Raw genomic sequence first — 12,231 nt, forward strand, 5'->3', positions numbered from 1 at the left:
CTTTCCCTCGCTTTTTTACTCCTCCGAATCCAATATTTTTTCAGCATCTTCGATGCATTTTTTTGTTTCAGCAATAAGCTGTACTGCATTCGGATCATCTTTTTTCCTATAATAAAAGCCTGTTAAGGCATTATTAAGCAATGTAAGTGCTTTTGGTACATCCGGCGATATTCCGATTCCATACAGATAACATTGTCCCATCTTCTGCATGATATCAGGTATTATCGGATCAGGTCTTCCGTCATCGCCATAGCATTCAAACATGGCGCGTTCATACATAAGGTATGCATATCTTTCGTTCTTCTCAACATGATATCCCTGAAGATACATATCTCCAAGTTTAAAAAGGCAATTGGCATCATCAAAAAGAAGTGCTCCCTTGAGGAAATATTCATATGCCTTCTCATAATCAACTTCCTGATGCCTTCCATAATAATAGCAATATCCAAGATTGCTGATCGCCCTTGGCTCACCGGCATCGGCAGCTATCTTATAAAGTTCAAACGCCTTCTGATAATCCTGTCTGACATAGCGTCCTTCATAATATAACGTACCAAGATTAAGAGCTGCAACAGGCATATTCTGTCTGACACATTCTTCGTAACACTGAACTACCTTGGCCATGATCTGCTGAACATCGTCGCGCTCATGATGCTCAAATGCCCATTGATACATTCCATCGTAATTCTCATTCTCGATAAGTTCTTCAACCTCATCAAGATCGTCCTGATCTTCTCTTGATAGATTATCATTGAGTTCATCAGTATTTTCAAACTCATCCTGACTTATTTCTCTAATGATATGCTTGGTTAGCTCTACCGCAAAAGGAACATCTTCACCTTCGAAATAATTACTGCTTATAACTGTGCCTTTCATGATAGTGTTCTTTTTACCAAAAGGTATTTCTACAAAAGATCCGGACTGAAGAAGTCCAAAATCGCTGATATAAAAATAATTGGTAGTCATGCCTTTAGGTTCTACGCTGCAATAACAATAACGGACGCTAGTCTTCTCACCCGGCTGCAGCTCACCTCCGTCAAAAAGAAAGAGATTATCGATAGGAATAAGTTCTCTTAACTTAACAGACAGATTTGAGATTATCCTGTCTGCGTTTCTGGAAAGCTCGCCGCCGTATATATAATTGTTGCCCTTGGTGTCTGTAATTATAAGTTCAAAACTTCCGCTGTCATCTGAGATATATTTACCTTCTTTTCTTCCATAGAATACGTCATTAACATATTCCAGAATTTCTACCGCAAGTTCTTTTCCAATACTTGCACCAAGTTTTCTTACAGCAGAATAATCCTGATCCTCATCATCTCTTCCGGAATAGGCTGTAAACCACAATCTTCCCGAATTAGAAATTGTGAGCTTTTGTTCTGACTCTTCTCTAAGTGCAGATGAATACTGCCCGAGCTTTTTTGAAATCAGTCTGATCTTTTGAATTCTCATGCTGTCTCCTCCGGTTATCCTTAGCGTAATATGATTATTCTACCACATCATGTAAAAAGAAATATGTGTTCCGGAGATATTTATATACTATCATCCATTTTCAAGTTCGCAATATTTTTCCGACAGAATACACTTTTTACACGACAGAATGCATTTAGGTAGAATTTTATTCCATTATTTTCTCTAAAAAATAAAGGCCGCAAAGAGGTTTTCTAAAAGCCTCTGTGTGGCCCCTTTCTTATAGAACTGGAAGTCATTTTTTTCTGTTATTTATACCTACACGTTTAACAATGGACTGCCACATCTGCTGCTGAAGTTCTCCAACATAACCGTTATCACTGCATTCTTTTTTGAAATCGTGATAGCAGCTGTCATGTCCTTTCTCAGGATCTTCTTTTAGCGCCTTATCCAAAAGCACCTCATATTTTTCGATGATCTCACGTTTTCTTTCTGTAACCATAAGCCAGTCCTCCCCGTAATAGTTTTTATTCCGGCAAAATTTCTTCGCCCGCAGGACGTGTTTTTTGCTCTACTATAGATCTAAGTCTCGCATTATCAAAGACTTCCTGCTTCATTTCAAGTAATCCCACCCTAGGAAGAGATGCAATATTGGCATCAAGTCTTCCCATCTCAAAAGACCAAAGACATGTATCCTTGGCATGCTGGTCAGGCAGTGACAGAATATAAGTCTGAATAGCTCTGGTAAAATCAGGTATCATCTGAAGTTCACCCGGAGTCATCCTAAATTCCGGAATCGTAGTACCTTCTTTGATATCGATGTAAGGAAGGATTCCTCCTGTAGCCAGAACACTCAGCCTTAGCCAGGATCTTACATCCATAAGGACTCTGCCAAGTCTGTTCCTGCCTTTCCATTTGGCAGGTTCATAAGCATCCGGCTGACTTAGCGATATACCTGTTCCCCAGCTTTGATCGAGTGGTGAACAAAAAGCTATGACCTTATTACCTGTAGCAAGAAGCTTCTCCGCCATTTGAGGGTTCTGCTGAAATTTGGCTCTGATTCCTCTGTATGCAACTCCTTCACAGGTAACATCCCAAAGCATATCTCTGTAGCCTTCGAATTTGGTAGCCAGTTTCTTGATCTCTTCCGGAGATGTCTCCTGCATGATCTTCTGACCTATCTGACGCTGTCCGAACATCATAACTTTATGTAGCATGATAAATTGAAGTGATGACTGATATTGAATACCTGCGTACTTAAAAGGAGCATTGATCCAATTACTTAGTTCTCCATATGCATCGTTCTCACGATAAAAACAGACCAAGTTGTCACTCTTCATCTATTCCTCCTGAATTCGACTCCGCTGCTGATACGGAATAACCTGTCATATTATCATCCTGCATAGCATCTGCATACAGGATGGTCTGATCACCTATACACTGCCAGGAGCTGCTGGAATTGCCTGTACAAAGAATATACGGTTCACCGTTTTCACTCTCTGCATAGCTTACTGCGCAGCTTCCGGACTGATTTACAAAACCTGTCTTACCACATACTACATTTATTCCTTCATCATTATCTTCTATCCTTCGCAAAAACCAGTTGGAAAGCTCAATCCCATCAGGATGTTGCTCGGTACCGCCTGTAACATAATAATGTGTCGACAATATCTCTTTGCACAGTTCATTGTCCATAGCCGCACGCATTATTATAGCCATATCATAAGCGGTGCAATAATGATCATCATCATAAATACCTATACAATTAGTAAAGTGAGCTGTGTCAGCTAGTCCCAGATCTTCGAGCTTGGCATTCATCATGTCAACAAATGCTTCCTGTGAACCGGCTATATAGTACGCAAGTCCCAGAGCTCCATCCGCTCCTGAAGGAAGGATCAGCGCATATAAAAGGTCCTTGACCTTGACAACTTCGCCGACATCAAAACCCGCGGCGCTGCAGCCGTGAGAGTAACTAAAATCTGTAATTTCTATAGTGATTTCAAATGTATCTTCAAGCTGCTCCTGTGTAAGATTCTCTGCAGCAACCAGGAGGGTGAGTACTTTGGTCATAGATGCAGGATACATCTTAGCATATGCATTTCTTTCAGATACAATTTCAAGTGAATCGGCATTCATCAAAATGCCGCAGGTACTTACAATCTCAGGACCAAATTCCCGCGTATCAGCGGTCTCAACGGCCACGTATTTCTCCTCAGTAACGGGAGGTTCTGTAGATGCTTCTGCTGCTGATGCTGTCTGAGTACTGGCATTAGTAGCTACATCCTGTGTCTCCCCAGAAGAATACTCAGCCGCTGCAGCTTCATCAACAGATCTGGGAGCCAGAATGCGGGTTCCTATCATATTGAAAGCTACAACACCTACAACGACGACTGCCAAAACAGCCGCGCCGGCTTTTATCATATTGCGATGAAAGATCTGCCTGTCATGCTCTTCTTTCATCTCGTTTATTCTTTTAGTAATCCTAGCCTGATATTCTTTAAAATGCTCTTCCTCAAGCCTTAGCTCTTCTTCATCGATCACTTCTTCTTCATCTGTTTCATATTTTAAGATCGAATCCATCTCTTGCTTGAGCAAAGAATCATTGGCATAATTATTTTTATTCTTAGAATTGATATGAATATTATCTCTGTTATCAGTCCCCAATTTGTGTAATCTCCCTGAATTTTTTCACCCTCAGATAATATTTTACATTAGTTTGCCTCAAAATTCATTACAAAATTGTGAACAACATAATCTCACCAGAAAGTCATGACGATAAATATCGAAAAAAAGTCAGGCACGCAAGCTATACGTTTATATTTATGTTAAAATTAAAATACTATTGTGATATTTTTTCTTCAAAAAAACAACAAGGAGATGCATTGTATAAATGGCACTTGATTACTACATACCGGGCACACGTGGCGGATTCCCCAACAGGATCCAGCTAGTCAAGACAGACGAAGTGCTTTCTATGAAACTTGACATTACACTTTTCCCGCTTTACTGCGATGGATGCGGACACTTTTTCCCTCACTTTTATATCAATAAAGGTTCTCGCCACCAAATAGTCGGAAGGATATTATGCCCTTCCTGCGCAAGACCTATAGTAATAACCGATTCAGGAACAATGGTTGACGAAATCAAAGTCAATGATAATCCGATCAATTTCCAAAAGGTCTATCTTCTTGACTGGTCATATATAGAACAGGCCAACGTCATGTCAGGTGGACATATAATTAAGGCTCTTATGGCCAGGTATAATAAATCAGAGCTTAACTACCTTACAATCGATGAACTGACGATGATCTGTTCCTTTGCAAGCTGCATTCAGCTCTCAGGAGATATGAAATTCCAAACGGATACAAGATTCAGAGCACTTCCTCCTGATATAAATCACTGGATTGAATTTTTATATCGCTGCGGAGTCACTCTTCCGTCATATGTGACGGTACTTCGCAAAGATCATGACATTCCGTCTCTTGAAGGAAGCGCTATATGGCGCATGAGACATATGGATGAAAAAAATTAATTTTTTTGATATTTGGGGTTAAGTTTTATAAAGAGGTGTCGATATATGTAGTAGCAATGGAAGGACTCCTCCCCCAAATAACCCTTTCCTTCCATAGTCCTCTTTTAACCCTGCAGCCCTCCCATCTGCAGGGTTTTCTTTTGTTATACTACCTTTATCTTTTATAGATACCCATCTTCCATTATTACTTTTATATTGATATTGATCATTCCTTGGTTTACCCATTATGAACCTGCCTGTTTTTTGACTATATCTCGTTTCTAACCATTCCTTTTTTCATATAGCCTATATCTACCTCATATGATAAAATATAAGTACAAAGTCAATAGAGAAAAAATAACAAAATAAATTTTCCTATTTTGTAGATTTTTTTCTATTCACCCACTACCACGCATGGCCGATATTTTATGTGCACGCTGAAGGGAATTCTTTTAACGGATCAGCGTCATTCTAGAAAGGGGTAGTATTATGAAAAGAGGCTTGCTTGTTCCATTCGTAACAGTATGTATTCTATCAGCATTTTTCCACACACCGACATCCATAACTGCATACGCAGGCAAAGCCCATAAACAGTCTGGTTCATCTGCAAATTATGATGTTTTTGCCACTTCTTATACTCCGGATTATTCTATAAACCACACTTATACATCTTACTATGCACAGGGGTATTCCAATGCCCTCATGGGTCTTCAGACTTATGCTTTAGACTCGGCTTTTTACCACATAGCCAATGTTAAGACCAATAGTGGCCATTCGCTGTGCTTTTCTTTTTTAGGCAATGAAGACTTCGTAGGATATTTTGGTGCAACACCGGATTCTGTGATAGTAGAAGCAAGTGACAGTTCGTACATCATAAGTATAGGAGAAACTCAGCTCATTCAAGCTCCTTCCTTGTATACAATTGAGTCTTTCTCCTCATTCCTTACTCCTTCGCAGTATTTTACATCAGACAGTATTGAATCCTACGCTTCAGATGATGGACTAAGTACACTACTTAGAGCCAGAATAACAGAGAATATCGAAGGGCATCAATATTCCGGATATCTTATTGTACTTACACATACATCCAGCAATTCCGGAATCCGCTTCACATATCTTATGCCCGATGAAATATATGACGAATCAACCGTTTTACTTTTTGCTGATTCTGTTGCCTTTGCCGAAGATGCTTTCTCCAAGTCATTGGAAACCTCAACTGTCGCTGTTGATGATTATACTTCAGAATCATCACTCGAGACTCTCTGCAAAACCGGATATTTTAGTTATAAGCCGCTATCTGCAGAGAACTTCACACTTGCGCAGCAGCTTGTAAAGCCTTCTCTTGTAGAGCTCTTCCATGCTGATTCAGAGGATTCGCCAAACGGCTGGTCAGGATCCGGAGTTATCTACGACATAACACCTGACTATATTTATTTTCTGTCAGTTGCTCATGTCCTTGACCTTATGCAGGAAGGCAACAACGAACTATGGCTCTATGACGGAACCCGTATAACTTTCAGCAATGCCATCAAATACACAAAGCTTTCAGCTGACAATGAGATCTGCCTCTTCAGACTCAGCACCTCACTTATCCCTATGCGTATACTTACAAGGCTCAGGGAGATATCGATCAATCCGGGGATCTATTCACAGATACCTGAAGGTACACAGCTTCTTGGAATCGCGACCAACTACAAACATACCGGCAAGGATCTTGTAACTCCGATGACACTTCTAAAGATCAATGATTCTATTCCGGAGAAAAAAGATGCTCCTATCTATCTTACAGCAACTCTCGCGCTTCAAGACGGAATGAGCGGAACTGCAGTTGTAGATATGAAGGGTAATCTTGTAGGAATAGCCGATGCCAAGAATCTAAACACCAACAAAAGTTACGCTCTTATGATAGACAATGTTCTTTCATTTGATTATTCAAAGCTTGATTAAAACTGATGATACAACGAACAAAACGGCGATGCTTGACATCGCCGTTTTATTTTGCTATTTTAGTTGATGCAAAGAATTTCATGCCAATTCGGCGAGATTCCCGTTTGTACGAATACAAGATTCAGATGTTTATTCGTAAACTTACCCACACATTTTTATATATAAAAGGATATTTATATGAGAGAAAAATATGAAACGCTAAGTCTTACTTCGTTAAGAGACATTGCGAAAGCTCGAGGCATCAAGAGAGTAACAGGCGTAAAGAAAGCAGAACTTATCGACAGCCTATGTGCACTTGACGAGCAGGAAAATGCATCAGCAGATAATAAAAAAGCTGCTAATGAAAAGAAAAGCGCCGAAGCTAAGGATAATGCCGTAGCCAAAAAAAGCGCAGATTCAAAAAGTAACGCCGATACCGCTAAAAAAAGTAAAACCGCCAAAGACTCCATAGCTTCAAACAAAAACAGCGAGAAAAACAGTGACGAGAAGGCTCCAAAAAAGGATTCCGTCTCCACAGAGGCTTCTAAAGAGCATCCTAAAAAGCGCCACATAATACAGGTTTCAGGAGATGCTAAAGCCAAGTCTTCATCAAAGATGCAGCACAAAGCTCCTTCTGCTATCGACCAGAGAAGAACACCTTCTGCGCCAGAGCAGCGTACAGGCGCAGGTCAGCAGGATATGAGAAAAGCAAAACCTGCTCAGGATTATCACAAGCAGGCTCCTAAGAAGGAAGTTGCCGCACCTGAAACAGAGGCCGCAGCAAAAGAAGCCGAATTTATTTCTGAAGTTATGCCTGTAGGTGGAATCATAGAGATCATGTCTGATGGCTTTGGCTTTATCAGAAGTGAGAATTATCTTCCAGGCGAGAATGATATATATATCGCACCTGCCATGATACGTAAATACGGCCTTAGAACAGGTGATATTCTTGCAGGAGCAGCTGCAAAGAAAAGCACAAGTGATAAGTTCGCAGCACTTATTCAGCTTGATACCATTAATGGATATACACCTGAAGAATCAATCAAGAGATATTCTTTCCAGAAGATGACTCCTATTTTCCCGGATCAGAAACTCGGTCTTGAATATCCCGGTGCTCCTGTTTCAATGAGGATCATGGACCTTATCGATCCTATCGGTAAAGGCCAGCGTGGAATGATCGTATCTCCTCCAAAGGCAGGTAAGACCACTCTCCTTAAGGATGTTGCAAAATCCATTAAGAGAAACTTCCCTGACATGCATATCATTATCCTTCTTATCGACGAAAGACCTGAAGAAGTAACTGATATCAAAGAGTCTATCGAAGGACCTAATGTCGAAGTTATCTACTCAACTTTTGATGAACTTCCGGAGCATCATACCCGTGTAGCCGAGATGACTATCGAGCATGCAAGACGTCTTGTAGAGCATAGAAAAGATGTTACAATTCTCATCGACTCTATTACAAGACTTACACGCGCATACAACCAGGTAGTTCCTCCGTCAGGACGTACACTCTCCGGTGGTCTTGATCCGGCAGCACTTCATATGCCCAAGAGATTCTTCGGTGCAGCTCGTAACATGCGTGAAGGCGGAAGCCTTACAATCCTTGCTACAGCTCTTATCGAGACAGGTTCCAAGATGGACGATGTTGTATACGAAGAGTTCAAGGGAACAGGTAACATGGAGATGATCCTCGATCGTAAGCTTCAGGAGAAGAGAATCTTCCCAGCTATCAATATTGCAAAGTCTTCTACACGAAGAGAGGATCTCCTTCTTACAAGCGATGAACTCAATGCAGTCAATCGCATGCGTAAGAGCCTCAACGGCTTAAAGGCTGATGAGGCAGCAGATCAGATACTTAATAACTTCTCTCGTACAAGATCCAACAAAGATTTCATAACTCTTATGAATCGCAGAATATTCTGATAAAAAGCCTCCAGTCACTAGATAATCCAGCGACTGGAGGCTTTTATATTATTGACATATTAACAATTCAAAAAAGTTCTTATATACGAATCACAAAATACAAATATTATATACCAATATTTTTTATTTTTTATCATCCTGTGGATGCGTCATAAGAGAAATCGCAGCTACGGATATTTCGTAAACCTTCTTCCTCGAAGCCTCCACTCCTGATTTTTTAAACTTCTCAATATTTTCTTTAAAATACTTCATTGCTGCTTCTATCTGAGCTTTTGTGAAGTGTTCTTCACCATCACGATGCTCATTCATATGCAGACTTCCATCCCTATTGTCATAGCGAACTGAAATGTCATACTTATTAAATGTCTTGCCAAAAGACTCTTTGTAAAGTTGCATAATCAAATCTTCACGGTCTGCCATTTATGCCTCCTGTCTTTTTTGCTTATAAAACCCCATTTCATTCTGCCATGCTTTTTTGAAAGAATCCGGCTTCTTCATATCAGGATCAAGCTCTGTTTCCAAGAAAAAATCATCAAGTGCATCATAGTCATCCCCTGTCGGATTCTCAGCATCTTTAAAGAAAATTCCCATTTAGGCTTCCTCCTTTTTTTCTAGAACGGATACATATATTTTATCATTTATCTGATTATTTGCATACAATATTTTGTTTACTACTTATAACAAAAACCTCCGCACTTTCATGCGGAGGTATCTTAAGTAATTGTTATTTAGTTTTTAAAGAAGAAGATTCCAATAGCACACAGTTCTCCATGTCATCTTCTGTCCCTGACCATTAAGATTTCTTATAGTCAGAATTTCAAGTTCGTCAAGTTCTCTTCCGTCTTCCTGTTTTTTACGAATCTCTGAAACGTAATCCACCAGCTGTCTATCTTGTACATCCATTGTCATATTGTCGTCCTCCCTTCGTGCTTCCGGTCATCACTTCCTAGAAGGGACAAATCCGCCAGCAAAAAGCTTAATGAAAAATTAACAATGTAAACCTCGTTTCCTTAATGGGTCAAAAAAGACATTGCACCCTTGCAATGTCCCCATGAGTATTATATTACACGATGACGCTATTTTGCAATCGTTTTACCGTATGCATTTTTTACGAAAGTTTCCTTAGACAATTAGTGAATATTTACATTTTACTTCATATCTGTAAAATAGTTTCCAAGAAACAGTTTCCAAAAATCAATTTATAATTTCCTATCAGTTTTCACTGATAATACCCATACCCATCTCATCAGTTACTTCCGGAAGTATTACAACATCCGCTTCATCTGTAATCAGAGATGTTTCTAATTCTCTGCCAGACAGATAAGAAATGTAATAACTACCATCCGAATCTTTATATATAACAGCATTCTTGCCTGCATACAGGATCCTCTGAATATGAGCATCAAGTTCCTTATCGTCAGCATCTGTATATACACTCAGGTTCCCGTTGTTATCATACAGGACCACAATTTCATCAGAATAAAAGATTACAACTTCCTCTGTAACATCTCTTGCAATCATTTTCGTTCTGTCATTACGAAATGAATACAGATCCAGCTCTTCCTCCTCTTCATCAAAGGCGTAATAATATGCTGTAGTTCCATAAGAATGGCCAAGTTCCCCTTCTTCTGTAATTACTTTTTGCGAAGAAAGAGATCCATCTGTAGATCTGAAAGAGATAATGGTATTGCCAGCGTCTCCTTCAGCCATGAATTCTACCATCACATATCTTCCATCTCTTGATCCCCACATAAGTCCCTGATCATATTCATGATCAAGGTCCAGTGCCTTCTCATCACCGCCGGAGAGCATATAATACCAGCCTCTTTCATCTTCTTTGTGATAGATGCTGATACCATCTCCCAAATACACTGTTGATAAGTTATCTACCTGTCTGGTAGTTTCGTTCTTGGCATCATAGTAATACAAAGTGCTGATCTTATCCACAGTTTCCGAGGTAAAGAACACGCCACCGGCACTTTGACTATAATCCGATATAGAACTGACATTTTCACCTATCTTAACCGGATCTTTATTATCAAAAGCAAGATATAATTCGTTGTAATCCTTATATTCTAAACTTGAACCAGCTTCGGAAGTTTCACTACCTGATTTTTCTTCATCAGACTTTTTTTCGTCAGATGTTTCTTCATCAGAATCACTCACATCAGACTCAGCCTCATCAAAATCTTCTGAACCTGTATCACCTTCGTTAGTCTCATCTTTAGACTTGTCTTTGGACTCAGCTTCAGACTCAACTGAAGATTCACCTGCCTGTGAATTATCAGTTGCAACCTCATAAAGAACTGCATCATTATCTTCATGGAGTCTTATTTTAAGCACATTTTCTGCAAGGCTCACCTCTTGTGCTTTGGAATTAAGGCCCGCTTTACAAAGTTCAAAAGTTTCAGCATCCTTATCTCCCTCAAGAAGATATACATAGTTGCCACTGGATGAAATATAATACTGCACTACATCTTCAGCAATTACACTACTTTTTTTGCCATCATAGTAGCAGGCTTCCATTTCATTGGTCAGATATAATACATCTCCATCATCAAGAAGCTGATAGGAGGTTACGAAATCCGCTACCTTCTCTGCCTTATCGGAATTCTCATCAATATCTTCAGACAGCTTAGCAATCTTAACTTTCTTGAGCCTGCCTGAACCATCTCCTGTATCTTTGTCCATATAGTAAAGAGTCTTACAATCTTTGGAAAAAGCTGCTATCTCATCTTCAAGCCCATACTCCAACAGCTTATCACTGGTTTTGGATACAGGTATCGGCTCGTCATCTTCAGATTTGATATCTGTATCAAGATACAGGATTCCATCCTTGACATAAACCGCCATGGGGCATAGTTTCTGAGCATTCCTGTATGTTATCACTTTAAATGCGATCATACTGCTGGCAATGGCAATTATAAGAAATATAAGTACTATATCAATAAGCTTCTGCTTTATAGTACGCGCTTTGACCTTCACTGGATCTTCAGGCTGTGTCTTACTTGTCTTAAAAACAGGCTTTTTATATCCTCTGGCATTCTCACCATCATCAATAGGCACGCCATTTTCTTTATCAATAGGCATAGCATTTCCTTTTTCTACGTCACCTGTCCTTGCTATATTATTCTCATTATTCACCATGCTGCTCTGAACCAATGTCATTTAGTTAACATCACGAGTTAGATTCTTTATTTAGGGTCTAACTCATTTTTTATATAAAACAGTTGACATAGTGAATCAAATATGCGGCCGCTCTAACTACTGATTGATTTTTAAGAGGTAGTTAGAGCGGCCCTTGAAATTAGCAATGTAATCATTGTTTCAATTTCAAGGAGGTTCAAAAATGTCATTTGCTCTACAAGTCAAAGATTCGCTACTTAATATTATTTCTAACATGTCAAAAGATGCAGGAAAGTTTTCTATTAATCCTGACAAGTTTTTTTCTAGAAACA

The 12,231-nt window shown here is 39.5% G+C and carries 12 protein-coding genes; 3 read left to right on the forward strand and 9 right to left on the reverse strand.

Features of this window, described 5'->3' with window-relative positions:
• Positions 1-15: 15 nt before the first annotated feature.
• The 4 genes from BMX21_RS13560 to BMX21_RS13575 all read right to left on the reverse strand — a co-directional run bounded on the left by BMX21_RS13560 (position 16) and on the right by BMX21_RS13575 (position 4,074).
• Positions 16-1,452: a tetratricopeptide repeat protein gene (locus tag BMX21_RS13560; RefSeq protein ID WP_022753395.1), complete on the reverse strand. Its 1,437-nt coding sequence runs from the start codon at positions 1,450-1,452 to the stop codon at positions 16-18.
• A gap of 253 nt (positions 1,453-1,705) precedes the next feature.
• Positions 1,706-1,912, reverse strand: a complete 207-nt coding sequence (locus BMX21_RS13565) for a hypothetical protein (protein ID WP_022758974.1) — start codon at positions 1,910-1,912, stop codon at positions 1,706-1,708.
• Positions 1,913-1,937: 25 nt separating this feature from the next.
• Positions 1,938-2,750 (reverse strand): NADAR family protein, encoded by an 813-nt coding sequence (locus BMX21_RS13570; protein ID WP_092045262.1) that lies wholly within the window; start codon positions 2,748-2,750, stop codon positions 1,938-1,940.
• Entirely contained in the window at positions 2,740-4,074 is a 1,335-nt protein-coding gene (locus BMX21_RS13575) for a D-alanyl-D-alanine carboxypeptidase family protein (protein WP_092045263.1), read from the reverse strand. Before BMX21_RS13575 ends, BMX21_RS13570 begins: the two co-directional genes overlap by 11 nt.
• Positions 4,075-4,300: 226 nt before the next feature.
• Between BMX21_RS13575 and BMX21_RS13580 the strand changes: the two genes are divergently transcribed.
• Entirely contained in the window at positions 4,301-4,942 is a 642-nt protein-coding gene (locus BMX21_RS13580; protein ID WP_092045264.1) for a hypothetical protein, read from the forward strand.
• Between the two features lie 18 nt (positions 4,943-4,960).
• On the opposite strand, the gene BMX21_RS13585 is transcribed toward BMX21_RS13580, so the two are convergent.
• A complete protein-coding gene (locus tag BMX21_RS13585; RefSeq protein WP_022753390.1) occupies positions 4,961-5,167 on the reverse strand; it encodes a hypothetical protein in 207 nt (68 codons plus the stop codon).
• A 243-nt stretch (positions 5,168-5,410) separates the two neighbouring features.
• Here BMX21_RS13585 and BMX21_RS13590 point away from each other — a divergent pair, with 243 nt between their 5' ends.
• Entirely contained in the window at positions 5,411-6,868 is a 1,458-nt protein-coding gene (locus tag BMX21_RS13590) for a S1 family peptidase (protein WP_092045266.1), read from the forward strand.
• 177 nt (positions 6,869-7,045) lie between these two features.
• Entirely contained in the window at positions 7,046-8,773 is a 1,728-nt protein-coding gene (gene rho / locus BMX21_RS13595; protein ID WP_092045268.1) for a transcription termination factor Rho, read from the forward strand.
• Positions 8,774-8,896: 123 nt separating this feature from the next.
• Here rho and BMX21_RS13600 read toward each other — a convergent pair whose 3' ends face one another.
• From BMX21_RS13600 to BMX21_RS13605, 4 genes are all read right to left on the reverse strand, one after another.
• Positions 8,897-9,193, reverse strand: a complete 297-nt coding sequence (locus BMX21_RS13600) for a hypothetical protein (protein WP_027204391.1) — start codon at positions 9,191-9,193, stop codon at positions 8,897-8,899.
• The gene (locus BMX21_RS19410; RefSeq protein ID WP_022753386.1) at positions 9,194-9,364 is read right to left on the reverse strand and encodes a hypothetical protein; all 171 of its coding nucleotides are present in this window, start codon (positions 9,362-9,364) and stop codon (positions 9,194-9,196) included. It lies immediately after the preceding gene.
• 144 nt (positions 9,365-9,508) lie between these two features.
• Positions 9,509-9,682 (reverse strand): hypothetical protein, encoded by a 174-nt coding sequence (locus tag BMX21_RS19415; protein ID WP_022753385.1) that lies wholly within the window; start codon positions 9,680-9,682, stop codon positions 9,509-9,511.
• 303 nt (positions 9,683-9,985) lie between these two features.
• Positions 9,986-11,941 (reverse strand): hypothetical protein, encoded by a 1,956-nt coding sequence (locus BMX21_RS13605; RefSeq protein WP_092045270.1) that lies wholly within the window; start codon positions 11,939-11,941, stop codon positions 9,986-9,988.
• Between the last annotated feature and the right edge of the window lie 290 nt (positions 11,942-12,231).

Source organism: Butyrivibrio sp. TB, from assembly GCF_900110805.1.
Classification (GTDB): domain Bacteria; phylum Bacillota; class Clostridia; order Lachnospirales; family Lachnospiraceae; genus Butyrivibrio; species Butyrivibrio fibrisolvens_C.